Raw genomic sequence first — 23685 nt, 5'->3', positions numbered from 1 at the left:
CTATCTGGCCTTCTTGCCCATCTATTCCCGCCTTTCGGTTTCGGACCGCCCCGGCGTTCGCGATACGGTCGAACTCGCCGCGATGGGCGGCGCCTATGTGGCGTTCGCCATCGCCCTGGTAGAGAGCTTCGGATTTGGCCTGCGGGCCGAAGGTGGCGCCGGCAACGCCTATCCCTTCGCGCTTGCTAATTTCATAGCCCTCACGATCACTTTCCTGGCGAGCCAGCGGGCGCGCGGCCAATTGCGTGTGCTATTCGCGCTGGCCGCACTCGCATGCGTCGGCAGCATAATCCTGTCTGGAACACGTGGCCTGTGGCCCGGACTCGTCATCGTTCCGGCGATTTGCATCTGGTTCTATCGCGATCACGTGGCGCGGCGTTACCTGTTGCCCTCTATAGCGGCATTTTCAGTCGCGCTGCTGGCCTTCGGATTGTTTGCCACACCCTTCGTCCGCGACCGTGTCGAGCTGCTGGTGGAAGACTATGGACAGATCGTGGAAAAGGGGGATTATTCGGGATCGGTCGGCCAGCGGCTGACCGTCTGGAAGGCGGGCTGGCAACTCGTTACGGAAGCGCCATTCTTCGGCCACGGGCCGGGCCACAGCGAAGAACTGATGATCGAGCGCACCAAGGCCATCTCGGGAGCGCCTCTCCCCTTCTCGCATTTCCACAACGTCTTTCTGAACTACGCCGTACGCGACGGGATTCCCGGAGCCTTGATTGTCGCCATGATGCTCCTCGGCCCCGTAATCCTGGCCTGGCGCAAGAAGCGTGACGAGATGGGAGACTACGGCCTCGCCATGACCGCCGGCATCGCGACAAGCTTTTTCCTCAGCGGCCTGCTGAACAACATGATCGGCCACGACCTTTCGGATTCGCTGTTTATTGTCGGAATATTGACCAGCGTGTTTTTTGTCTTTGGCAGCGGGCGCGATTCCGAGTCGCGATCAAGCGGCTGAGCTTTCCCGCAATCTGGGTCTCTGCTAGCAGTTCATTATGCAGAAAGTGCCTTTAACGCTCATCATTCCGGTCCACGGCCGCCCGGATGCATTGGACAGGGCGCTCCGAAGCGTCGATGGCCAGGACAGCGCGCCGGAGGAAGTCATCGTGGTCGACGACGGTTCACCCGTCCCTTCGGCGATCGACCCCGATCTTGCTCGCCGCCTGAATGTTCGCCTGATACGCCATGAGAGCAATCGCGGGCCGGCCGCCGCGCGCAACACCGGCATGCGCGAGGCTCGCACCGACTGGATAACTTTCCTCGATAGCGACGACTACCTGCTCCGCGGCAGCATAGCGGAGCGTTGGCGAGGCGTGCAGGAACGACTACGTCACGGCGCGCCGGAGACCACTATTTTCGGCTGCGGCTGGATCGACTTCACCGCCAACCACGACGCCTCCCGCTTGCGCTGGCCCCGTCCCGCCGCCGCGCCGCGCGCATTCGCCTCCGGATGCTGGTTCTCGCCGGGCTCATGCGTAATCCTGAACGGGCCCAAAGCCGTTGCCGCCGCGGGCTTCCAGGATGAGACGCTTCGGCGCTTCGAGGATGTCGACTGGTTCCTGTCGCTGGCGCTGAAGGGCTTTTCGCTCGAAATACTTCCGGTCGCCGCCGTTGCGATCGAGAGGCAGCGTGTGCAGCGTCCCGAGCAGATCGCGGCCGCCGCGGCCGCCATGCGAGCGAAATGGCGAAGCGTGCTGGACCGTGTGCTCTTTACCCGCCTCGACAGCTATATGGATCTCGAGATCGCAGCCACCTACCGTTTCCGCGGCTCCAGGCTGCGCGCTCTGAGGGCGCTTTCGGCGTCGCTGGCGAAGGCGCCGCGCCTATCCCTGCAATTGTCGCCCGGCTGGCGTCTGGAATCGCTCTCAGGGATTCCCGAGGCCTGCCTTCCGCAGAAAGCGCTGCGCTAAAAGCCGTTCCGCCGACGCGGTTTGCGCGACCCTCTTAGACGCGGAGGCCTTTTCCGCTTGACTATGCGACGGATGCGCACCACCCAAGGCCGCAAAGCAGCGGAGAACAGCGAATGACCAGGATCACTGTCATATGCAATGACAGCGATTATTTTCTGAGGCATCGCCTCCATGTGGTGGAGCGGCTTTCAGCCACTGGCGCAGACGTGACCGTCATCACCGGGGGAAGGCCGATGGCCAAGCCAACGGCCGGCTGGCGCCACGAGCACATGCCGATAGAGCGCTTCTCCTTCCATCCGGTTCTGGACGCGAAGGTTATACGCCGATCGCTGCGGCATTTCAGAACCGAGAAGCCGGATGCCGTGCACCTCATCACGCTCAAGCCCGCCGTCCTGTCGGGGCTCGCCGCCTTGCTTGCGCGGAGGTTGGGAAACGGACCGCGGCGTATCCTGGTCACAATACCCGGCCTCGGGCGGTTGATGTCGCCGTCGAGCACGCGGCAGAGGACGGCCGACCGCCTGGCGCGGTCCATGGTCGATGCCTCAATACGGTTTCTTTCGTCGCAGGCAGGCGTGCATTTCACCTTCGAGACCGCGGAGGACCGTGACGACTGGTTGAACCGCGGGCTGATTGGCCGGCACAATTCGACCGTCATCAGTGGCGCTGGCGTCGATCCGGAGCGGTTTTATCCGGCCGCAGATAGCCGGGTGCGATCGCCGGTAAGAATCCTGTTTGCGTCGAGATTGCTGAAGGCGAAAGGGCTGGATGCTTTCGTCGAGACGGCGCGCCATTATTCGGGGAACCGCAAGGTCGAGTTCCTGGTCGCAGGCATGGTCGAGCCTCACGACCCCGACCGCTACGCGCCGGAACTGCTCGAACGCGAAGGCGCCATCAAATTCCTGGGCGAGGTCTCCGATATGCCCGGACTTCTGCGCAGCGTGGATCTGGTTTGCCTGCCTTCCCGCTACGGCGAGGGCATCCCGCGCATCCTGATCGAGGCTGCGGCGAGCGCGGTTCCCTGCCTTACCACCGACCTTCAGGGGTGCCGCGAAATTGTACGCCACGGCGTGAACGGAACGCTGATCCCGCCAGGCGACCCCGGCGCGATGGCGGCTTCGATGATCGCCGCCATCGACGGTTACCTTGCCGATCCCGAATTGCTGGACCGGCAGGGTCGTGCGGGATTGGAATTGTTCAGGAACGGCCAGTTCCGCGAAGATGCGGTGACCGAGCAGTTCGTGCGACTGCTCATCGACGAGGGACGGGCCGCTGGCGGTTCGAAGCCCGCGGCTCTCTTGCCTGGCTGACCCCGCGCTCCGGGCGTTATTCCATCGGCCTCACCCGGTCACCCTGCCCGGAACCGAGCGCCGTGGCCAGGATCAGCCTTATGTCGGCGGCAAGCGACATATCGCGCAGATAGGCCGCATCGAGCGCCGCTAATCTTTCCGGATCGGACATGTCCACGCCCGCAACCTGCGCCACGCCGGTAATGCCAGGACGTAGCCTATAGAGTCCGTACGCCCTCCGCGCCGCGATCAGGGCCGTCTGCGAAGGCAGGCACGGCCGCGGCCCGACAAAACTCATGTCGCCTGCCAGCACGTTCCACAGTTGCGGCAATTCGTCGAATTTGAACCGCCGAAGAAGCCTTCCGACCGGCGTGATCGACGACGCGCCTGCCTCATGGGTCGGGACGTTCCCGGTCCCGCAATACATGGTGCGCAGCTTCAGGCAGGTGAAAGGCTTCTCGTTCAGCCCCATGCGGGTCTGGCGAAAAATCGCCGGACCCTGCGATGTGAGCCGGATCAACAAGACGGCAGCCAGGATCAGCGGCGCCGCGACCGCCAGCCCGATGGCGGCAAGTATGACGTCGAATGCGCGCTTCATGCGACCTTTACTGGATGGAGTGCCGTATCCACTCGCCGAAATGCCAGGTGATGGCGACGACCGCCCCCGCAAAGACGAGGAGCAGAAGCAAAAGACGAACCGCCATCGGCGAATTCACCTCGTAGAACATTTTCGGTTGTTTTTTCGCCGTTTCGGCCCTTTTCGCGACTCTCAAGCTGTGCTTGTACAGGACGCTGCTCCGCGCGGGCCGGGTTTTCACATTGTACTCGCATGTGGGGCGCATTTCGGGCGAGCATCTGCAGTCCGTCTCCAGATCGCAGCGGAAATCCTTCAGGACCGAGGGTGTGAAGGTCGTTCCGGCCGGCAGGGTTTGCTCCTCGTCTTCAAATCCCATGCGTCGCTCCTGTCGTGTCCCTCCGTCACTCATCATTTAATCCGGTAACAATATACGTAGGCATCAGGATACAATGATTGGCGCCCTAAACCAGACATTGTCTGCTGCAGCAACCACCAGCCGCCCAACTGTTAGCTTGTCGACAGTTCTTCCTGCCCCTTAAACGAGCTATATTTTGGCGCCCGCTTCATTCCACACGCCAAAGAATTCGCAGCCCAGTCCTTCATCGTTCCGCTTGAGGTCGACCATGGCCGGACGCGCGAATTCCACCGCAGTGCAGAGCACGGAGCGGAAGACGATCTTATAGGCGACGGTATTTGCAGCGATGTAAAGAACCGCTCGCGGCGGCAATTCCTTGGGCATCTCCTTGGCCAATTCCGGCAGCAGCTTGTCGATCGTCATGAGTCCCTTGCTGGCCAGGGCTGCGAACGCCGCTCCGTCCGTCTTCTGCCGCTTGATGACCTCCTGCTCGACCCGCTCCAGAAACCGCACGGCCACGTCGATCTTGGGAAGGGACTTCTCGAACTGCGCCTCGAATTCACGCTGCCGCTCGGTAGGAGAAAGCGCCGAAGACCACGCCCCGTCCACCATCCAAAGCCCGATCCCGGCAAGCACCGCCAGGCCTGCACCGACAAGCCCGCCGAAGAGCGCCGAGCGGCCCTGCCGGAGCGCCGCCTTGGTCCGATTGATCGGTTCCACCTCGGCGACCAGCCCGGAAGCGTGGTCCTCGCCGTCGGACGCTGCCGACATTGGGCCGTCGCGGGCATCCTGCGCGATTATCTCTTCGACGATTACGCGAAGGGCAGCAGCGGCGGCGTCTCCGAATTTAGCCGCATTCTTGGCAATGAAGCTTTCATTGCTGTCGCGGATTTTTGCGTAGGCGGCATTCCGGGCAGCCACGTCATCCGGGCCGAGCCCGGAGGTCAACCGCTGAAGCGCATTCTCGCAGACCGCCCTGTGCTTGCCGAGCAAAGCGGCGTCGAGCCCCCCAGAATTCCCATCCATGTTGTTCCGAAGCCCGCCATTGCCAACCGCGACTGCATAACGCTTGCTCTTGTCACCGCCGACTCACGGTGAGAAGTGCATCGAGTGCCTAGCATATGGCAGTCTGTCCCCAGACGGAAGAACCGCTGAATTCCTGCAGCCGCCGTGCCCCGGGTGAGCTTACGAATAGGGAGCGGCGTCGTCCAAATCCTGCGCAACAGGCTTAGCAGACTGCTCCTGCATTGCCTTGGCGCTGCGGTATTCCGGAACAATGTGAAGCAGCAGTTCAAGCGCCCGCCCGCGGTCTTCGCGGACTACTGCGTTCTGAAGTTCCGTTATCGACTTGTCGAGAAGCAGCTTGTCGATCACGCGCGGCGATGCAACCACATAGCCGTCTTCCGTGCGCAGGTCCTGGACTTCGGAAGGATCGAAAAGCTCCTCGAACAGCTTTTCCCCGGGCCGCAGACCGGAAAATACGATTTCTATGTCCACATAAGGCTTCAGCCCGGCGAGTTGCATCATGCGCTCGGCCAGATCGACGATGCGGACCGGCTCGCCCATGTCCAGCACCATGATCTTGCCGCGCTGCAATTCTTCGCCGCCGTGTTCGGCCGATGCGTTCAGAACCAGCCGGACCGCTTCCGGGATCGTCATGAAAAACCGGACGATGTCGGGATGAGTGACCGTTACCGGCCCTCCGGCGAGGATCTGTTCCTGGAATCGCGGCACCACCGAGCCATTCGAGCCGAGAACGTTGCCGAACCTGACCGTCTTGAAATGAGTCTTTTTCGAGTTGAGGTCGAGGGCTTGGCAATAGGCCTCCGCCGCCCGCTTCGTCGCTCCCATGACATTCGTGGGGTTCACGGCTTTGTCTGTCGAGATCATTACGAAGCTTGCGGCTTCGTTGGCGAGCGCTGCATCGGCGACATTCTTGGTGCCGAGGAAATTGGTCTTGATTGCCTCCAGCGGATTGCTCTCGGCCAGCGGCACGTGCTTGAGCGCGGCGGCGTGAAACACCACATCCGGGCGCATTTCAGCAAACAGCCGCGAAACCCGCGTGCTGTCGCGCACATCCATCAGACGCGTGCTTATTTTCACATCCCGGTATTTTTCCCGCAGCTCCATATCGAGCATGTAGAGATGAAATTCCGAGCTGTCGGTGATGACCAGGAGCCTTGGCCCAAGCTGCGCGATCTGGCGGCAGAGCTCCGAACCGATCGACCCGCCGGCGCCGGTGGCGAGAACCGTCTTGTTGTTGATGAGACGGGCTATGCTCGATATGTCGGTGACGACCTCCGGACGATCGAGAAGGTCCCCGAGTTCAATCTCCTTCGGCTCCAGCAGCGACCGGCTGGTAATGAGCGCGGTCTCCGTGACGTCCGGTATTATCGAAGTCTTGATGCCGAGCTTCGCGGTCTTTTCGACGATCTCGCCGAGATGCTGGCGGGTGGGGGCCGCTTCGGTGACGATCAGCTCGGATATGGGAATACCGGTTCGCTCCAGGCGGTCTGCGAGCTTGCCGACATCGTCGAACGAGCCGAGAACCCTCACGCCCTGAAGCGTTCTTGCCTGGTTCAGCATGCTGTCGTCGAGGATGCCGGCGACATTGAACTCGCTTTGCCCCCGGCGACTTGCCCGTATGAAGCTTTCCGCGCTGTCGTTCAGCCCATAGAGAAGCACGTTTCGGCGGTTTGCCGGCGCGGGGGAGAGGGGACTGGTGCGCCAGAGGACTTTCTCGACCAGAAGGCGGCAGGCCAGCCGGGAGCCGGCAAGCGCGGTAATCATGAAAACCCCGGCCAGGACCGGCACGGAACGCGGAACATTGGCGCCGCGGGTCATCAGGAACGACGCGACCGTGTAGGTCACCGTCGTCGCGAGCGCCACCTTGATGATGATGATCAGATCGGGAATCGAGACGTATCGCCACGAACCGCGATGCAGCGAAAAGACGAAATAGAAGATACCGAAAATGGCCACGAAGCCGAGCGTCTTCTCCTCGTTGCCCGGCACCTCGACTGCCTTGACGCCGAGAACGGTCAGATAGGCCAGGATGAAAGAGCCGGCCGCGACTGCGAAATCGTGCAGAGTCCCCGCGTAACGGGCAAATCGGGCGGGCAGACGCAAGCTACTGAGTTTCATGCAACAATGCTCAGCGTGGATGCATTTCCATCTGAATAAATGTCATGCAACAATGCCCGGCCCGGCACATTGTTACCTGAACAGCTTACGGCGTTCAACATAGCCGGCTCCAAAATCTCGGTACCCTTGATACCCCTGCACGCCCAATCCTTGGCCGAACGATCGACCATGGCTCCTCGGATAGCACCAATCTGGGTTCTCTGTCAGCTTAAAGGATTCGTTTTCCGAAAGCAGACATCACGAAGTTAACCGTTTCATGGCCGATCCGAGGATCCAGTTCGGCCGCAACCGACGAAATGTCCATGGACACCATGCGGCCGCTTAGTGCGATTGCCTCCATTGCTTGATGGGTCTCGCGGACGGTGATCCCGCCGGCGCCCGGCGCCCATTCCGGCATTTCCGTGGCTGTCGGCGAATAGCTGACATGGAAGCCGCTTGTGCCGGACGAGGCGATCCTGATCGCCTCGCGCATGACGTCGCGCATGCCTGAGCCGTCGATCTCGGCCATGGTGAAAACGGAAACGCGGGTCTCCTTGAGGATTTTCGCCTCAGTCGGATGGGCCTCGCGCAGGCCCACGAGAACGACGTTTTCAGGGGAAAGCTGCGGCTGCAGCGCATCTTGCCGCCCTCCGAGGCCGAGGACGCGCGAGAGCACCGACGTCTCCGCCATTTCCTCGTCTTCGCCGGCTTCCGGCATCAGCGCCGCGATCGAGTCAATCCATATGAGGCCGAGCGAGTGCGTGGAGCGCGCCGCTGCCGCCAGGGCCTGATAGGCTGCGCGCCGGTCCTTGCCAGAATGAAGCCTGATCAGGCCGGCGGGCGGACGCGAGGCGTCGGCCAGTTCCACCACATCGTAATCCATTGCCTCGAACCTGGAGCCGATGTCATGTCTGGCCAGGATGGGCGCCGATTGCGGTTCGGCAATTATCGAGACCATCTTGCGGCCGGGGATGTCGGCGATGTCGTGCATGGGTGCTTTTTCGACATATTCCGAGGTCATCGTGGTGAGCAGCGCCCCATAGCCCATGCGAAAGCTGACCCGGTCCCCCACAGCGAGCGGCGGATCGGCTTCGGTCACGTCGAGCACCAGATGATCGCTCGACGCGCCCAGAACCCGCACACCCTTGTTGATTGGCGTCAGGCTTTCGACGATGACGTCCTCGCGCCCGATATTGGCGATGCCGCGCAGCCGGTCGCCCTCATCGACGAAAAGCGGACGGTTGCCGAACGCATCGAAGCCGGATTCACCGATCGGCATCGAAGGCTTCAGCTTCACCTCGATGAGTTCTCCGGCAAGTCGGAATGCGTCGTATTCCAGTCCGGGCCACGGCTCGTCGCGGAACGTCTCGATGCCCCCCTGCAGGATGGCTTCGCCGACGCGCAGATTGTTGATTCCGGCGGGCAGCCCTCCGTCGAGCAGTAGCGGCAATGACGACGAGTTCCCTCCGGACACCCAGTCGAGCGTTATCCCGGCCAACCGCTCGATCTTGTAGGCGTGCGCAACCAGTTGCCCGAGATTTTCTTTGGTCGGCACGATGGCGCCGAAGCAGGTCAGATTGGTGCCGATGCCGGCGATCCTGACGCCCTTCATCTCGAGGATCTTTTCCACCGTCGGCAGAAGGTCGTTCGGCCAGATGCCTTCGCGCAGATCACCGAGATCGACCATGACGATGACGTCGTGGATGCGGCCGAGGCGCTCGGCGATGCGCGAGATCTCGCCGATGATGGCGAGTTCCGACTGCAGGCTGATGTCAACCGTGCGCACCACCTCCTCGACGCGCGAGATCGGCGGGCTGCGCAGCAGCATGATTGGGCAATCGATGCCGCTTTCGTGCAGCCGGCGGATGTTTTCGAATCGCGACTCGGCGATGCCGGCGACGCCGCCGCGCAGCATTGCGCGCGCCACCTGCGGCATGCCGCAGGTGCCCTTGGTGACGCCGAAAACCTTTATGCCGGATTGTGCGCAGCGCTCGACGATTCTCCGCGCGTTGCGCTCAATCCGCCCGAGGTCGATCGCGACTTGCGGTCCCATGCCCCGTCCCCACCCGCTGGAAGCCCTTTGCCGGGAGCGCCGCCCGGCAGCGACGCCTCAGCCGTGCACCGAGTTCTTGCCGGTGAGCTTCCTCTCCCACGATAGCGCATCGCCGACGATGGCGTCGAGGTCGTCATGGGCGGGAGTCCAGCCGAATTCGCGCCGGGCGAGATCGGAATTGGCGATCACCGACGCAGCGTCGCCGGGCCGCCTGCCGCCGATCTGGACGTCGAAGTCGCCGCCGAACACGCGGCGCACGCTTTCGATCACCTCGAGCACCGAATAGCCGTGGCTGTAGCCGCAATTGGCGACGAGGCTGTCGCCGCCGGCGCGCAGCCGCTGCAGGGCGAGCCGGTGCGCGGCGACCAGGTCGCTGACATGGATGTAGTCGCGCACGCAGGTGCCGTCCGGCGTCGGATAGTCGGTTCCGAACACCTGCATGGAAGGCCGCTTGCCGAGCGCGGTTTCGCTGGCCACCTTGATCAGGTGGGTGGCGCCGGGCGTCGACTGGCCGGTCCGCCCCTTGGGATCGGCGCCGGCGACGTTGAAATAGCGCAGCGCCGTGTAGCGAATGCCGTGCGCGGCTGCTGCGTCGCGCAACATCCATTCGCTCATCAGCTTGGAGAGGCCGTAGGGCGATTCCGGCGCAAGCCGCGCATCCTCGCGGACCGGCTCCAGGCCGGCCGCGCCATAGACGGCGGCGGTCGAGGAGAAGATGAAATTGGGGACGCCGCCGCGCACAGCCGTCTCGATCAGAGCGCGGGTCTTGCAGGTGTTGTTCTCGTAATAGCCGAGCGGGTCGGCGACCGATTCCGGAACCACGATCGAACCGGCGAAATGGATGATGGCGTCAACCGAGTGTTCGCGGATCAGCGAACCCACCAGTTCGCTGTCGGCGACGTCGCCGACGACCAGCTTCGCCTCCGGAGCCACCGCCCATTCGAACCCGGTCGACAGCCGGTCGAGCACGACGACCTCTTCGCCGGCATCGAGCAGTTCCCACACCATGTGGCTGCCGATATAGCCGGCGCCGCCAGTTACCAGTACGGACATTCCTGAAATCTCCACCAGACGTCGGCACGCACCTATTGGAAACGCCGCCGAAAAGCCACCCCACAAGTTCGTTCGCGGCCCGCGCCTCCGGAATATCCGGGTGACTCTGTTCGTTTGTGGGCGGGGATACCGTGGCATTTTGACCGAGTTTCGGTCATGGACGCAAAAATCGGCAGTGATTATGATCGCTGCCAAATTTGGAAAGTCAGAATGAACTATCAGCGGTTTTTCGAGGAAGCGATCGACCAGGTTCATGCCGAGCGTCGCTATCGCGTCTTTGCCGATCTGGAGCGGATTGCCGGCTCCTTCCCCCGCGCCATCTGGCGCGCCAACGGCCAGGAACAGGAGATCACCGTCTGGTGCTCCAATGACTATCTCGGCATGGGACAGCACCCCGCCGTGATCGCCGCGTTCCAGGAGACCGCCGGCAGGATGGGTTCGGGCGCAGGCGGCACGCGCAACATTTCCGGCACCAACCATCCGCTGGTCGAGCTGGAAAAGGAACTCGCGGACCTGCACGGCAAGGAAGCTGCGCTGGTTTTCACCTCGGGCTTCGTCTCCAACGAGGCGTCGATCTCGACGATTGCCCGGCTGCTGCCGAACTGCCTGGTGCTGTCCGACGAGTTGAACCACGCCTCGATGATCGAGGGCGTGCGCCGCTCGGGCGCCGAGAAGAAGATCTTCCGCCACAATGACGTCGCCCATCTCGAAAGCCTGCTGCAAGCGGCAGGCCGCGAGCGCGCCAAGCTGATCGTCTTCGAATCCGTCTATTCGATGGATGGCGACATCGCGCCGATCGAACGGATCGTCGAACTCGCCGAGAAATACAACGCCATGACCTATATCGACGAGGTCCATGCCGTCGGCATGTACGGTCCGCGCGGCGGCGGCATCACCGAGCGCGAAGGCCTCGCCGACCGCATCGACATCATCGAGGGCACGCTCGCCAAGGCGTTCGGAACGCTGGGCGGCTACATCACCGGCTCAAGCGCGGTCGTGGACGCCGTGCGCTCCTATGCGCCTGGCTTCATCTTCACCACAGCGCTGCCGCCGGCGATCGCTGCTGCGGCTGCTGTTTCGATCCGCCACCTCAAGCAGTCGCAGGCCGAGCGCGACGCACAGCAGCGGCAGGCGGCCCGCACCAAGGACATCCTGGCTGCCGCCGGCCTGCCGGTGATGCCGTCCGCCACCCACATCGTCCCGGTGCTGGTCGGCGATCCCGAGCTCTGCAAGATGGCGACCGACCGCCTGCTCGGCGTGCACGGCATCTACATCCAGCCGATTAACTACCCGACGGTGCCGCGCGGCACCGAGCGCCTGCGCATCACGCCAACGCCGTTCCATTCCAACGCCCTGATTGAGACGCTGCGCGACGCGCTGGTCGAGACCTGGGACGCTCTCGGAATCTCCTACGGCGCGACCGGGCGCCCCGCTGTCGCCAAGAGCGAGCGCATCATTCCGCTGCTGGTGCCGAAGTCGGGCGGGTGAGTTCCCCCGCCTAGCTAAATTCACCTATTCCTGATCCACTCCGCCAACCTGTTCGCAGCCTCCTCGACCTGGTCCAGCCGGCGGTGGAAGCAAAGCCGGAAAAAGGCTTCGCCGCCCTCTCCGAAGGCTGTGCCGGGCGCCAGCCCGACATTGGCGCGGTCGACGATCTCGAAGGCCGCGGCGCGGGAATCCGCAATGCCGTCGACCGAGAAGAACAGATAGAACGCGCCCTGCGGCACGCTGAACCGGGCGCGGCCGGTGGCGCCGAGTATATTGCAGGCGATGTCCCTCGCCTGCCGCGCGCGCTCTATCTGCGCCGCCAGGAATTCGTCGCCCTCGTCCAGCGCCGTGATCGCCCCGCGCTGCATGAACTGCGCCACGCCAGAGGTCGAATACTGGATCAGGTTTTCGAATGTCTGCTGCAACTCCGGATGCACGCGCAGCCAGCCGATGCGCCATCCGGTCATCGCCCAATTCTTGGAAAACGTGTTGACGAACAGGATGCGGTCTTCCTCCTCCATGATATCCATTAAGGACGGCGCCCGGACGCCGCCATAGTGGAACAGCGCATAGATCTCGTCGGCGATGATCCAGAGGTCTTTGCGCCGGGCGAGATCGAGGATTTCCCGCAGCGTATCCAGGTCAGCGGTCCAACCGGTCGGGTTCGATGGCGAATTGACGAAGATGGCCCGAGTGCGTTCTGTCACCGCCGCTTCTACCTTGGCGACATCGCATCCCCAGCCATTGCCGGTCTGGTCCAGCCTGACGGCAACCGGCCTTGCGCCCGCGACGCCGGCCGCGCCGGGAAAGTTCGGCCATGCCGGCGACAGGTAGATCACCTCGTCGCCCGTGCCCGCCGTGGCCTGCAGCGCAAGCTGGATCGCCTGCATGCCACCGCCGGTCACCAGGAATTCCTCCGGTGCGAACTCTCGGTCGAAATGGCGGGCATGATAGCGCGCGAGCGCTTGTCGCAGTTCCGGGATGCCGCGCTGCCAGGTGTAGAAGGTTTCGCCGGCCAACAGCCCACGTGCAGCCGCCTGCGAAATGAACTCCGGCGTCGGCAGGTCGCCCTCTCCCGCCCAGAGCGGGATCAGACCCTCCCGCCCGCGGCCGTAATTGGCAACGGCCACGATCCCGCTTTCGGGCGCCATGCGAGCCTCGCTGCGCAGATCGTCGATCAGTTTCATGACCATCCCGTATTCTACAGTTGAGAGCAGTTGCTACCGTGTCATTCCGGGCAGCGCAAACGAAACCCGGCCGCAAGGCAGCCGGGTCGATATGTGAGATTCAGGTCAGGCTGAGCCGCATTTGCAGGCCGGCGTCACCTGAATCTATCGCTTCGCCAGCAGATCGCGGATCTCGGTCAGCAGCGCGATGTCGGCGGGCGGGGCTTCCGGCTCGACCGGCTTTTCCGCCGCAAGCCTGCGGCGCATGCTGTTTACCCCCTTCACCAGCAGGAAAATGATCCAGGCGAGAATGAGGAAATTGATGAGCACCGTCAGGAAGTTGCCCCATGCGAACACCGCGCCCTGCTTGCGGGCTTCCTCCAGCGAGGCTGCGGTTACGTTCGACGACAGCGGCAGGAAATAGTTGGAGAAGTCGAAACCGCCGAAGATGGCCCCCACGATCGGCATGATGATGTCGGCGACCAGCGACGAGACGATCAGGCCGAAGGCGCCGCCGATGATGACGCCGACCGCAAGGTCCATCACATTGCCCTTTGCAATGAATTCCTGAAATTCCCTGAGCATCGTTCCCTCTCCTGTCCGCCGGCCACGGCCGGACCTGCCGCTCCCCACCAAAGCAACCGCACAATAGCAAAAACCGGCAGTTGCAAAACCGTTAAATTCCGCTTGCCGGCACCTGGCCTGAGTCGATGCACAATGGACTTGCCCCCGAAGCTGTGATTGCCTTGAGTGCTTGAGGCGCAAGGCGCCTGAAGGGAGGGACATCCGGGCGTGCAGGGCTGGGTCATCGTCATCATCGCGGTCGCCTATGTGACGCTGCTTTTCGTCATCGCCAGCCTGGGCGACCGGCGGGCCGCGGCCAAAGGCTCGGGCAGGCCCCGGCCCTACATCTACGCACTCAGCCTCGCCATCTATTGCACCTCCTGGACGTTCTTCGGATCGGTCGGTCTGGCATCCGAACGCGGCCTCGAATTCCTGGCCATCTATATCGGCCCCGTGGTGGTGTTCATTTTCGCCTTTCCGCTGCTCCGGCGCATCATCAAGCTCGCCAAGGCCGAAAAGATCACCTCGATCGCCGATTTCCTGGGCGCGCGCTACGGCAAGAGCTTCGCCGTCGCGTCTATTGCCACATTGATCGCCACCGTAGGCGCGGTCCCCTACATCGCCTTGCAGCTCAAGGCGATCTCGGGCTCGGTCAGCCTGATGGTCGAGCACTACACCGGTGCGCCGCCGTCTTTCGACCCGTTCGTCAGCGACATTTCGCTGGTGGTCGCCATGCTGCTTGCACTGTTTGCAGTGCTGTTCGGGACACGTCATGCGGATGCGACCGAGCATCAGGACGGGCTGATCCTCGCCGTCGCAGTCGAGTCGGTGGTGAAGCTCGCCGCCTTCCTGGCGATCGGCCTGATGGTCACCTTCGTCCTGTTTGACGGGCCGGGCGACATGATTGCAAAGCTCGCCGAGAACGCCAATGTCCGCGACGCGATGGGCTACAGCACCTCGCTCGGCACATGGCTGGTTCTGACCGTGATCAGCGGCTTCGCCATCATCATGCTGCCGCGCCAGTTCTACGTGACCATCGTCGAAAACCGCAGCGAAATCGAACTCCGGACGGCGAGTTGGGTATTTCCCCTTTATCTCGTGGCAATCAATCTGTTCGTGTTGCCGATCGCCTTTGCGGGCGTGCTGATGGTCGGGCCGCAGACCACCAGCGATCTCTACGTTCTGTCCGTGCCGTTGCTGAGCGGCCAGGACGTTCTGGCCATGGCGGCTTTCGTCGGCGGCCTGTCGGCGGCGACGGCCATGGTGATCGTCGCCAGCGTGGCGCTCTCGATCATGATCTCCAACGACCTGATCATCCCGCTTTTCGTGCGCCGGCTGCTCAAATCGGAAGCCAGCGAAACGGAGGATTGGTCGAGCCTTATCCTCAACATCAGGCGGGCTTCGATCTTCATCATCCTTTTCGTGGCGTTCCTCTACTATCGCGAAAGCACCAACAATGCGCGGCTCGCGTCGATCGGCCTGATGTCGTTCGCGGCCATCGCGCAGTTCGCGCCCGCCTTCTTCGGCGGGCTCATCTGGCGCCGCGCCAATGGCAGGGGCGCGGCCCTCGGCATGGCGGCGGGCATCGCCGTATGGGCCTACACGCTGCTCTTTCCGTCACTTGCTGCGCCGGGCACCGAAATTCTCGCCCATGGCCCCTTCGGCATCGAGGCGCTGCGGCCGCAGGCGCTGTTCGGCACCGTCGCCGAACCGCTCAACCACGGCGTCATGTGGAGTCTGTCGGTCAATCTCCTGTTCTTCGTGCTCGGTTCGCTGTCCCGCGCCTCCGTGCCGCTCGAACGCATTCAGGCGTCAATCTTTGTGCCGCGCGACGCGAGCCCTATGCCGAGCCTGAGGCGCTTCCGCACAGCGATCACCGTCAACGACCTGAAGGACACGATCGCGCGCTATCTCGGCGTCGAGCGCACCGAGCGCTCGTTCCAGACCTTCGAGAACACCGGCGGCCTGAAGCTCAACGGCAACGAGCAGGCCAGCATGCCGGTGATCCGCTTTTCCGAGCAACTGCTCGCCAGCGCCGTCGGCTCCTCATCCGCGCGGCTGATCCTGTCGCTCCTGTTCCAACGCCACGACAGCGCCTCGAAGGATGCGTTCCGCCTGCTCGACGACGCAACGGAGGCCCTGCAGCACAATCGCGACCTCCTCCAGATCGCGCTCGACCAGATGGAGCAGGGCATCACCGTCTTCGACCAGGATTTCCGGCTGACCTGCTGGAACCGCCAGTACCGCGCGCTGTTCGACCTTCCCGACGAGATGGGTCAGGTCGGCGTCTCGCTCGATCAGATCCTGCGCTTCCTGGCGGCGCGCGGCGACATCCCCGCCGATTCCCGCGTCGCCACTTTGAACCGCCTCACCACGTTCGGCAGCCCTTGGCAGATCGAGTTGAAGACCAGCGGCAGGATCATCGAACTCAGATCCAACCCGATGCCGGACGGCGGCATCGTCGCGACCTATGCCGACATATCAGCGCGCGTGAGATCGGATCTTGCCCTGAAAAGCGCCAATGAATCGCTTGAGCAACGCGTCAGAAGCCGCACCGCCGAACTGACCCGCGTCAACGAGGAACTGGCGCAGGCGCAGATGCTCGCCGAGGAAGCCAATCTCGGCAAGACGCGCTTCCTCGCGGCGGCAGGGCACGACATCCTGCAGCCGCTGAACGCCGCGCGTCTCTACTGCGCTTCGCTGATTGAACAGGCCGGACGCGGCCCGCCGGGCGAAGCCGCCGCCAATATCGAATCGTCGCTGGAATCGGTGGAGACCATCCTTGGGGCGGTTCTCGACATTTCGCGCCTCGACGCCGGCGCCATGAAGCCCGCCGCAACCGCCTTCCGGCTGGACGGCCTGCTGCGCCAGATCGGCACGGATTTCCAGCCAATGGCCGCCGCCAAGAACCTCGAACTGGTCATCGTGCCGTCCTCGCTCACCGTCGAGACCGACCGCAACCTGCTGCGCCGGCTGATCCAGAACCTTGTCTCCAACGCCATCAAATACACGCGGAGCGGCTGCATTCTGGTAGGCGTCAGGCGGCGCGGCGAACTGGCCGAGCTTCAGGTGTTCGACACCGGCATCGGCATACCCGCCGACAAGCTCAACACCGTTTTTCGCGAGTTCACCCGGCTCGACGAGGGCGTGCGCGAGGCACAGGGGCTCGGCCTCGGCCTGTCAATCGTCGATCGCATCGCCCGCGTGCTGCGCCTGGAAATCCAGATCGATTCGGGCCGCGGTAAGGGCACGCGCTTCTCGGTCATTCTTCCGGTAGCCCAGGCGGCGGAGCCCAGCCATGCGGCCGAGGCCAGCCTGCCACTGCCGGCCGTCGGAGCGCTGAGCGGCCTCAACGTGATCTGCATCGACAATGACGGCCGCATCCTGGAAGGCATGCGGCTCCTGCTGGAAGGTTGGGGGTGCAATGTCAGCATTTATCCGGGCTCCAAACCGTTCGATCGCGGTCGGCCGGCCGGCGATCCTCCCGACCTGATCCTTGCCGACTACCATCTCGACGGCGAAACCGGCCTCGACGCGATCCGCAAGCTGAGGACCCTCTACGGCAGCAGCACGCCAGCGATGCTGCTCACCGCCGACCGCTCCAACGAGGTGCGTGCCGCCGCCGACCTGATCGATGTGCCGGTGGTTAACAAGCCCGTGAAGCCCGCTGCCCTGCGCTCGATGATGACCCGCGTGCGGCGCATGGCGCAGGCGGCGGAGTAAGCCGCATCCATCTCGACGACCACTTCCAGAATGATCCGGAGAACATCCAGTGACCAACCCCTCATCGCCTCCCTTGCGCATACCCACCTTCGACGACGTGCTGGCGGCGCGGGCGCGGATTTCCGGCGCAGTGCACAAGACGCCGGTGCTGACCTCGCGAACCGCCGACGCGAAGGTCGGGGCAAGCCTGTTCTTCAAGGCGGAAAACCTGCAGCGGGGCGGCGCCTTCAAATTTCGCGGCGCTTACAATGCGATAGCCGCGCTGGAGGCAAGCGTCCGCCAAAACGGCGTCGTCGCCTATTCCTCCGGCAACCACGCCCAGGCGGTCGCCTATGCCGCCAGGCTCCAGGGCGTTTCGGCGACCATCGTAATGCCGAGCGACGCGCCGGAGATTAAGATTGCCGCGACCAAAGGCCATGGCGCCGAGATCGTCTTCTACGACCGCTACACCGAAGACCGCACGGAGATCAGCCGGCACCTCGCCGAAGAGCGGGGAGCGGCTCTGATCCCACCTTATGATCACCCGGACGTCATCGCGGGACAAGGCACCGCGGCGCTTGAACTGATCGAGGAGGTCGGGCCGATCGACTTGCTGGTCGTCCCGCTTGGCGGCGGCGGCCTGCTTGCCGGCTGCGCGCTCGCTGCCCGGGCGACAGCGCACGCCTGCACCATTGTCGGCGTGGAGCCGGAGGCCGGCAATGACGGCCAGCAATCATTGCGCAAGGGCGAGGTGGTTCGCATCCCCGTGCCGAAATCCATCGCCGACGGCGCTCTCACCACCCATCTCGGCAACCACAACTTCCCCATCCTGAAAGACAAGGTCGACGACATCGTCACGGTATCGGACGTGCAACTGGTCGAGACGATGAAATTCTTCGCTGAACGCATGAAGCTCGTCGTGGAGCCGACGGGCTGCCTCGCCGCGGCGGCCGTTCTGCACGGCGCGGTCGCCTGCGCCGGCAAGCGGGTCGGCATTCTTCTCAGCGGCGGCAATGTCGACCTGAAAGTGCTCGCTGCGCTCCTGGGCAGCCGCTGATCCGCATGCGCTACGCCGCCGGCAGCGGGTCGGTTCCGATCTTGGACAAGAGGATCACCGCCTGGGTGCGGCTGTCGACGCCGAGTTTCTGCAGCACCGCAGAGACATGCGCCTTGATGGTCGCCTCCGAGACGCTGAGTTCGTAGGCGATCTGCTTGTTCAGAAGCCCTTCCGCCAGCATGCCGAGCACCCTCGCCTGCTGCGGCGTCAGCGATTGCAGCCGCTTGATCAGGTCGGAAATCTCCGGGTCGCGCTCGACGCCGAGGTCGATACCGACCGGCGCGGTGATCCCGCCCGACAGCACCGTTATCACGGCCGCCCTTATGTCTTCCATGCTCGCCGATTTCGATATGAAGCCGGACGCGCCGAGTTCCAGCGCGCGCCGGATTGTCTCGGCGTCGTCATGCGCCGACACCACCACCATGGGCACCGCCGAATGGATGCCGCGCAGGGAAATCAGCCCGGAAAGGCCGCTCGCGCCGGGCATGGACAGATCAAGCAGAACGAGGTCGACATCCTCATTGGCCGCGACCAGCGCCTTTGTCGCCTCGAAATCCCCGGCCTCGAGAATCGTCGCGACATCGGCGATGCCGGACAGCGCCTGCTTCAGCGCGCCGCGAAACAGGGGATGGTCGTCCGCAATGACGAACTTGTAGCCTGACGGCACTGACTCCTCCCCATCCCTCCGCTTTTTCTTCTGGCAGCGGCTGAGAGCCGATTATGCGGGGATGGCCAAGGTTTTCAAGCTGCAATACGAAACGATCCCCCTGCAGGGTGTATTGAGATTCAGGTCAGGCCGAGCCGGAATCGAAGATGGGCGCGCAGCGACCAAAATGGTGGTTTCGAGAACCGGAGCGTAGCGTACATTCGGATACGTGAGCACCGGAAGCGCAGAAAGCCGCCATTTGCAGGCCGGCATGACCTGAATTTCAATGCACCCTTGGCGGATCGCCGGAAATTTACTTGCCGGGAACAGGCGTCCCTCTGGACAGTTAAGCCAGGCACAGACGGATTTCTTCGATGGATAAAATAAGGGAAGTCGCCGTTTTCTGCATTGGGCGCGCCGTGATGTTCGGTTCGCTGGCGATCACCTGCGTGATGGTCGGCTTTTCGTTCAATCCCGTATCGGCCTTCCGTGCCGGCGCCGTGCTGACGCTCCTGATGGCCGCCATCCTCATCTGGAAGGCCTACGCCGCAGCCCGCCAGAATCCGAAGTCGACCGAAGTCTGGGTGTATCTCGACGACAAGGCGCGCCCCGCCAACGAGCATTCGCGCTTCGTATTCGCGACCGTGATGCGCGATGTCTACGCCCGGTTCGGGCAGGCGTCGCTTGCCGTCGCCTGCCTGTTCTTCGCCATCTCGGTGGTCTTCGTGATGTTCGGCTTCAAGGCCGACCAGCCTGAGATCAGTCCATACACGGCGCAAGCTACCGAACGAGCCGTCCCCGAATAGAACTACGTCTTCTGCGGGTCGGCAGGAGGAGCTTCCGGCTTGGCCGGCTCCTCTTCGAAATCCTTGGCGATGCCCATGAAGCGGCGCAAGAACCGCTCCATATAGCCCATCGTCTTCTCGAATTCCTCTTCGGTCGGCAGCGCCCGGTCGAGCTTGGTAGTCAGCCCGCTTTCCAGCTTGGCGACGCGCTCCTCGAGCGCCTCGATGGCCGCCTCCAGCCTCTCGGTATCGGCCTGGAAGGCGGCGCGTTCGTCCGCGGCCAGCTTGCAAACGAGTTGGCCCGAGCGCTCCTCGCACAGCGACATCTCGCCGGTCCGCCGGTCCATCCGGACATAGCCGTTGCCGGTCTTCTCGAGCGTATAGCGGTCGGGATCGTCCTGGGCGAAGACCTGTGCGCCCGCAAGCGACATGGCGATCGCAGCAACGACGGTGGCAATGGCACGCATGACTTTCCTCCATTCGCGATCCCGGGCAAGATGCGCGCGATTTGCGCCGTAAATAGGGAGACTCCTCCCCTTTTCCCGGCCCGGCTTCTGGCCTATAGGGCGCGCATGCGACAGACCGTTTACAAGATATGCCCGGAAGCGCTGTGGCGCGAGGCCGAAAATTCCGGAACCTTTTCCGGCGCGCTGATCGACATCGCCGACGGCTTCATCCATTTGTCCACCGCCGATCAGGTCGAGGAAACCGCAGCCCGGCATTTCGCCGGCCAGTCGAGCCTGCTCCTGGTGGCGATCGACGCCGAAAGGCTCGGCCCGGCGCTGAAATACGAGCCCTCGCGCGGCGGCGCGCTGTTCCCGCATCTCTACGGCGCTCTCGACCTGTCGGCGGTAATCTGGGTCAAGCCGCTGCCGCTCGGCGCGAACGGCCATGAATTTCCGCCGCTGGAGCCTTCATGAACGCCATAGACCGGCTCGGCCGGCGGCTGCTCTTCACGTTCGATCCCGAAACCGCACACGGCCTGTCGATCAAGGCGCTGAAATGCGGATTGCCCGTCGTCGCGAAGCCGCCCGTCGACCACCGCCTGAGGGTCCAAATCTGCGGCCTGGATTTTCCCAATCCGCTCGGCATGGCCGCCGGCTACGACAAGAACGGCGAGGTGCCCGACGCGCTGCTTGGCCTCGGCTTCGGCTTCGCCGAGATCGGGAGCGTCACGCCGCTGCCGCAGCCGGGCAATCCGAAGCCGCGCATCTTCCGGCTGACCAAAGACGAGGCCGTCATCAACCGGCTCGGCTTCAACAATGAGGGCCACGTCCGCTGCGAGGAGCGGCTCGCCGCGCGGGCCGGCCGTCCCGGCGTCGTCGGCGTCAATATCGGCGCAAACAAGGACAGCGCCGACCGCATCGCCGATTACGAGCTCGGCGTGAAGCGCTTCGCCCGCCACGCCTCCTACCTGACCGTCAACATCTCCTCGCCCAACACGCCGGGCCTGCGCAACATGCAGGCGCGCGCCGAGCTTGCCGAACTCCTGTCACGCATCACCGCCGCGCGGGCCGCGCTGCCAGACGGCGCCGGGCGCAAGACGCCGCTCTTTCTCAAGATAGCGCCTGATCTCGCCGAGGCCGAGCTTCAGGACATCGCCGCGGAAGTCGCCGACAAGGCGGTCGACGGCGTCATCGTCTCGAACACGACGATCTCGCGCCCCAATCTGCAGCCGAGCGCCTTTTTGGGTGAGGCCGGCGGCCTGTCGGGAAAGCCTCTGTTCGAGCGCTCCACCACTGTGCTCGCAAAAATGCGCCGGCTCGTCGGGCCCGATCTGGCGTTGATCGGCGTTGGCGGCGTGGATTCCGCCGAGACGGCGCTCGAAAAGATCCGTGCCGGCGCCGATCTGGTCCAGCTCTACACCGGCATGATCTATGCCGGTCCGGCGCTGCCCGGCCGCATTGTCAGCGAGATGGCGCGTTTCGCCGAGCGCGAAGGCCTTTCAAGCATCACCAGCCTGCGCGACAGCCGCCTCGATCAGTGGGCGGCAAAGCCGCTTTAGGACCTATGCAGGAGCTGCCCCTCACCCTTACTCTCTTCCCGTGAAAAACGGGGAGAGGGGGCGTCATCGCTAACGCTAGTCTCCACTGCCGGCGATTGGCAGCAACGCTGATGTCCCCCTCTCCCCGTTTTTCACGGGAAGAGAGTAAGGGTGAGGGGCGGCGCAACTTGACCTGAAAAGCCTATACAACCCGCAGGCTGGCCTCACCTGAATCGCCGGAGCCGCAACCTGAGAACCGCCAGCAAACTCAATCCCCGCACGATAAGGAAGACGTGCAGCGCCGCCCACAGGCCGTGATTGCCGAAAGGCCCGGTCAGCGCCAGCATCGCGGCCACGAACACGCAGAGCGCAAGCAGCATCATGTTGCGCATGTCGGTCGACCAGGTCGCGCCGATGAAGACGCCGTCCATCTGGAAGGCCAGCACGCCGCTGACTGCGGTGAACGCTGCCCATGGGAGATAAATCGAGGCAATGTCGCGAATATCCTCCGCAGTCGTGATCAGCGCGATCAACTCGCGTCCGCCGAGCAGGAACGCGGCGCAGGCTATGCCCGCCAGGCCGAAGCCCCATATCGACGTCAGCCACACGGCCCGCCGGAACGCAGGCGCATTGCGCGCGCCGACGGCGCGGCCGGCCAGTTGCTCGGCGGCGGTAGCGAATCCGTCGAGGAAGAAGCCGGAAATCATGAAGAAGTTCATCAGCACCGCATTCGCGGCGAGCGTCAGCGTGCCGAATTGCGCGCCCTGCCGCGTGAACAGGGCAAACGCCGCCAGCAGCGAGAACGACCGGATCATGATGTCGCGGTTGAGCGAAACCATGGCCCAGAACGGCTCGGCGTGCAAAAGCCGCTCGCGCGGCAGGCGCGGCGATTTCGAGAAGCGGGCGACCACGATTGCAAGTCCGAGCAGCATGGCCACGAACTCGCCGATGACGGTACCCCAGGCGACGCCCGCCACGCCCCAGGCGAGCCAGAGGCCGAGCATGATCGACAGCGCGATGTTGACGCCGTTGAGGACGAGTTGCAGGACCAGGCCGAGGCCGCCCTCGCCTCGGCCGAGCACATAGCCAAGGATCGCATAATTGATCAGCGCGAACGGCGCCCCGAGAAGCCTTGTTCCCACATATTCGTCCAGCGCGGCATTGACGCCGGGTTCCGCACCGATGAACCAGATGCCGACGATCGAAAACAGCGGCGCACATGCCGCCAGCACCAGGCCCGCGGCCAGCGCGATGGCGAAAGCGCGCCAGAACACCGCCTGCTCTTCGATTTCGTCGCCGCGACCGAAGGCCTGCGCCACCAGCCCGGTCGTTCCCGAACGCAGGAAATTGAAGGTGGTGAAGACCACGTCGAACACCAGCGCGCCCGCCGCGAGGCCGCCGAGAAGCGCGGCGTCGCCGAACTGGCCGACCACCGCCGTGTCGACCAGCCCGAGCATCGGCGTGGTCAGGTAGGCGAGCGTCATCGGTATGGCGATCGACAGCACCCCGCGGTTCGTAACCGCGAAAGGTCTCATGGAAACCGCTTCTGGCTGTTGCCGCCGCATGCTTTCGCGTTCCATTTTTGGCGTCTCCGGCATGTAGGGCGACTCGATGCCGGCATCGGATTTGCGCCCTCTCCGCCATGCTTCGCATGGTCCCTCTGTCCGGTAAACGGTAGGATCAGTGGCGAGGCCGGTTTCTCCCCTGCGGTGCTGAGACATTCAAGGCAGGCCCTCCCATGCGTAGCGGATGTCGCCACTGCTGATCCTCCCCCGTATGCGGCGGTGGAAGGCGGTGGAGGGGGCGCAGCGATCTCAAAAGTGGATAAAACCCATCCGATCCTGACCGATCTTCGCCGTTGCCGAATATTCTTTGCAGCGATTTCACACACTTGGCGATTTTGCAAAAGAATCTTTTATTCACATCCCCCGCCCCT

General features: G+C 63.6%; 20 protein-coding genes. 9 read left to right on the top strand and 11 right to left on the bottom strand.

All coding sequences use genetic code 11. The features are described from left to right. From MAXJ12_RS10430 to MAXJ12_RS10420, 3 genes are all read left to right on the top strand, one after another. Positions 1 to 958, top strand: a 958-nt coding sequence (locus tag MAXJ12_RS10430) for an O-antigen ligase family protein (RefSeq protein WP_008835801.1), incomplete at its 5' end; no start/stop codon positions are given. Between the two features lie 37 nt (positions 959 to 995). After that, positions 996 to 1910: a glycosyltransferase family 2 protein gene (locus tag MAXJ12_RS34355; protein WP_008835800.1), complete on the top strand. Its 915-nt coding sequence runs from the start codon at positions 996 to 998 to the stop codon at positions 1908 to 1910. A gap of 113 nt (positions 1911 to 2023) precedes the next feature. Beyond that, on the top strand, positions 2024 to 3217 hold the full coding sequence (locus tag MAXJ12_RS10420) for a glycosyltransferase family 4 protein (RefSeq protein ID WP_008835799.1): 1194 nt from the start codon (positions 2024 to 2026) through the stop codon (positions 3215 to 3217). Positions 3218 to 3233: 16 nt separating this feature from the next. Here MAXJ12_RS10420 and MAXJ12_RS10415 read toward each other — a convergent pair whose 3' ends face one another. The 6 genes from MAXJ12_RS10415 to galE form a co-directional block, all read right to left on the bottom strand. Continuing rightward, a complete protein-coding gene (locus MAXJ12_RS10415) occupies positions 3234 to 3794 on the bottom strand; it encodes a sugar transferase (RefSeq protein ID WP_008835798.1) in 561 nt (186 codons plus the stop codon). A 7-nt stretch (positions 3795 to 3801) separates the two neighbouring features. Continuing rightward, positions 3802 to 4149: a hypothetical protein gene (locus MAXJ12_RS10410; RefSeq protein WP_008835797.1), complete on the bottom strand. Its 348-nt coding sequence runs from the start codon at positions 4147 to 4149 to the stop codon at positions 3802 to 3804. A 168-nt stretch (positions 4150 to 4317) separates the two neighbouring features. Then, a complete protein-coding gene (locus MAXJ12_RS10405) occupies positions 4318 to 5154 on the bottom strand; it encodes a hypothetical protein (protein ID WP_008835796.1) in 837 nt (278 codons plus the stop codon). Positions 5155 to 5313: 159 nt separating this feature from the next. Further along, positions 5314 to 7272, bottom strand: coding sequence for a polysaccharide biosynthesis protein (locus MAXJ12_RS10400; protein WP_008835795.1), 1959 nt, complete (start codon positions 7270 to 7272; stop codon positions 5314 to 5316). A 208-nt stretch (positions 7273 to 7480) separates the two neighbouring features. Then, on the bottom strand, positions 7481 to 9304 hold the full coding sequence (locus MAXJ12_RS10395) for an alanine racemase (RefSeq protein WP_008835794.1): 1824 nt from the start codon (positions 9302 to 9304) through the stop codon (positions 7481 to 7483). A gap of 57 nt (positions 9305 to 9361) precedes the next feature. Next, on the bottom strand, positions 9362 to 10357 hold the full coding sequence (gene galE / locus MAXJ12_RS10390; RefSeq protein WP_008835793.1) for a UDP-glucose 4-epimerase GalE: 996 nt from the start codon (positions 10355 to 10357) through the stop codon (positions 9362 to 9364). 210 nt (positions 10358 to 10567) lie between these two features. Between galE and hemA the strand changes: the two genes are divergently transcribed. Next, positions 10568 to 11845 (top strand): 5-aminolevulinate synthase, encoded by a 1278-nt coding sequence (gene hemA, locus MAXJ12_RS10385; protein ID WP_008835792.1) that lies wholly within the window; start codon positions 10568 to 10570, stop codon positions 11843 to 11845. Positions 11846 to 11865: 20 nt separating this feature from the next. Here the strand turns inward: hemA and MAXJ12_RS10380 are convergent, their stop codons facing one another. Together MAXJ12_RS10380 and mscL are read right to left on the bottom strand one after the other, a co-directional pair. Further along, on the bottom strand, positions 11866 to 13032 hold the full coding sequence (locus tag MAXJ12_RS10380; protein WP_040585713.1) for a pyridoxal phosphate-dependent aminotransferase: 1167 nt from the start codon (positions 13030 to 13032) through the stop codon (positions 11866 to 11868). Positions 13033 to 13176: 144 nt separating this feature from the next. Next, positions 13177 to 13596: a large conductance mechanosensitive channel protein MscL gene (gene mscL / locus MAXJ12_RS10375; RefSeq protein WP_008835790.1), complete on the bottom strand. Its 420-nt coding sequence runs from the start codon at positions 13594 to 13596 to the stop codon at positions 13177 to 13179. A 207-nt stretch (positions 13597 to 13803) separates the two neighbouring features. Here mscL and MAXJ12_RS10370 point away from each other — a divergent pair, with 207 nt between their 5' ends. Together MAXJ12_RS10370 and MAXJ12_RS10365 are read left to right on the top strand one after the other, a co-directional pair. After that, positions 13804 to 17298, top strand: coding sequence for a hybrid sensor histidine kinase/response regulator (locus MAXJ12_RS10370; RefSeq protein ID WP_008835789.1), 3495 nt, complete (start codon positions 13804 to 13806; stop codon positions 17296 to 17298). 49 nt (positions 17299 to 17347) lie between these two features. Next, positions 17348 to 18334: a threo-3-hydroxy-L-aspartate ammonia-lyase gene (locus MAXJ12_RS10365; RefSeq protein WP_008835788.1), complete on the top strand. Its 987-nt coding sequence runs from the start codon at positions 17348 to 17350 to the stop codon at positions 18332 to 18334. 10 nt (positions 18335 to 18344) lie between these two features. Here the strand turns inward: MAXJ12_RS10365 and MAXJ12_RS10360 are convergent, their stop codons facing one another. After that, positions 18345 to 19001 carry a response regulator gene (locus tag MAXJ12_RS10360; RefSeq protein ID WP_008835787.1) on the bottom strand — a complete coding sequence of 219 codons (657 nt, stop codon included), beginning with the start codon at positions 18999 to 19001 and terminating at the stop codon, positions 18345 to 18347. Between the two features lie 353 nt (positions 19002 to 19354). Here MAXJ12_RS10360 and MAXJ12_RS10355 point away from each other — a divergent pair, with 353 nt between their 5' ends. Beyond that, positions 19355 to 19786: a hypothetical protein gene (locus MAXJ12_RS10355; protein WP_008835786.1), complete on the top strand. Its 432-nt coding sequence runs from the start codon at positions 19355 to 19357 to the stop codon at positions 19784 to 19786. 2 nt (positions 19787 to 19788) lie between these two features. Here the strand turns inward: MAXJ12_RS10355 and MAXJ12_RS10350 are convergent, their stop codons facing one another. Continuing rightward, the gene (locus MAXJ12_RS10350; RefSeq protein ID WP_008835785.1) at positions 19789 to 20232 is read right to left on the bottom strand and encodes a hypothetical protein; all 444 of its coding nucleotides are present in this window, start codon (positions 20230 to 20232) and stop codon (positions 19789 to 19791) included. Between the two features lie 105 nt (positions 20233 to 20337). Here MAXJ12_RS10350 and MAXJ12_RS10345 point away from each other — a divergent pair, with 105 nt between their 5' ends. Together MAXJ12_RS10345 and MAXJ12_RS10340 are read left to right on the top strand one after the other, a co-directional pair. Next, a complete protein-coding gene (locus MAXJ12_RS10345) occupies positions 20338 to 20685 on the top strand; it encodes a DUF952 domain-containing protein (RefSeq protein WP_008835784.1) in 348 nt (115 codons plus the stop codon). Continuing rightward, positions 20682 to 21770, top strand: a complete 1089-nt coding sequence (locus MAXJ12_RS10340) for a quinone-dependent dihydroorotate dehydrogenase (protein WP_008835783.1) — start codon at positions 20682 to 20684, stop codon at positions 21768 to 21770. Before MAXJ12_RS10345 ends, MAXJ12_RS10340 begins: the two co-directional genes overlap by 4 nt. 203 nt (positions 21771 to 21973) lie before the next feature. Here the strand turns inward: MAXJ12_RS10340 and MAXJ12_RS10335 are convergent, their stop codons facing one another. Next, positions 21974 to 23329 carry an MATE family efflux transporter gene (locus MAXJ12_RS10335; RefSeq protein WP_008835782.1) on the bottom strand — a complete coding sequence of 452 codons (1356 nt, stop codon included), beginning with the start codon at positions 23327 to 23329 and terminating at the stop codon, positions 21974 to 21976. Positions 23330 to 23685: the final 356 nt, after the last annotated feature.

Origin of the sequence: Mesorhizobium alhagi CCNWXJ12-2, assembly GCF_000236565.1 — a bacterium.
GTDB classification, from domain to species: domain Bacteria; phylum Pseudomonadota; class Alphaproteobacteria; order Rhizobiales; family Rhizobiaceae; genus Allomesorhizobium; species Allomesorhizobium alhagi.
The sequence above is the reverse complement of the archived record's forward strand: the minus strand, read 5'-3'. Positions and strand labels throughout refer to the sequence as shown.

Coding starts and splice junctions, on each gene's coding strand:
- MAXJ12_RS10335 (WP_008835782.1), bottom strand. CDS start 23,329: ATGGAACGCGAAAGCATGCGGCGGCAACAGCCAGAAGCGGTTTCCATG.
- MAXJ12_RS10410 (WP_008835797.1), bottom strand. CDS start 4,149: ATGGGATTTGAAGACGAGGAGCAAACCCTGCCGGCCGGAACGACCTTC.
- MAXJ12_RS10355 (WP_008835786.1), top strand. CDS start 19,355: ATGGATAAAATAAGGGAAGTCGCCGTTTTCTGCATTGGGCGCGCCGTG.
- MAXJ12_RS10420 (WP_008835799.1), top strand. CDS start 2,024: ATGACCAGGATCACTGTCATATGCAATGACAGCGATTATTTTCTGAGG.
- MAXJ12_RS10405 (WP_008835796.1), bottom strand. CDS start 5,154: ATGGATGGGAATTCTGGGGGGCTCGACGCCGCTTTGCTCGGCAAGCAC.
- MAXJ12_RS34355 (WP_008835800.1), top strand. CDS start 996: ATGCAGAAAGTGCCTTTAACGCTCATCATTCCGGTCCACGGCCGCCCG.
- mscL (WP_008835790.1), bottom strand. CDS start 13,596: ATGCTCAGGGAATTTCAGGAATTCATTGCAAAGGGCAATGTGATGGAC.
- MAXJ12_RS10395 (WP_008835794.1), bottom strand. CDS start 9,304: ATGGGACCGCAAGTCGCGATCGACCTCGGGCGGATTGAGCGCAACGCG.
- MAXJ12_RS10400 (WP_008835795.1), bottom strand. CDS start 7,272: ATGAAACTCAGTAGCTTGCGTCTGCCCGCCCGATTTGCCCGTTACGCG.
- MAXJ12_RS10340 (WP_008835783.1), top strand. CDS start 20,682: ATGAACGCCATAGACCGGCTCGGCCGGCGGCTGCTCTTCACGTTCGAT.
- MAXJ12_RS10380 (WP_040585713.1), bottom strand. CDS start 13,032: ATGAAACTGATCGACGATCTGCGCAGCGAGGCTCGCATGGCGCCCGAA.
- hemA (WP_008835792.1), top strand. CDS start 10,568: ATGAACTATCAGCGGTTTTTCGAGGAAGCGATCGACCAGGTTCATGCC.
- MAXJ12_RS10345 (WP_008835784.1), top strand. CDS start 20,338: ATGCGACAGACCGTTTACAAGATATGCCCGGAAGCGCTGTGGCGCGAG.
- galE (WP_008835793.1), bottom strand. CDS start 10,357: ATGTCCGTACTGGTAACTGGCGGCGCCGGCTATATCGGCAGCCACATG.
- MAXJ12_RS10350 (WP_008835785.1), bottom strand. CDS start 20,232: ATGCGTGCCATTGCCACCGTCGTTGCTGCGATCGCCATGTCGCTTGCG.
- MAXJ12_RS10415 (WP_008835798.1), bottom strand. CDS start 3,794: ATGAAGCGCGCATTCGACGTCATACTTGCCGCCATCGGGCTGGCGGTC.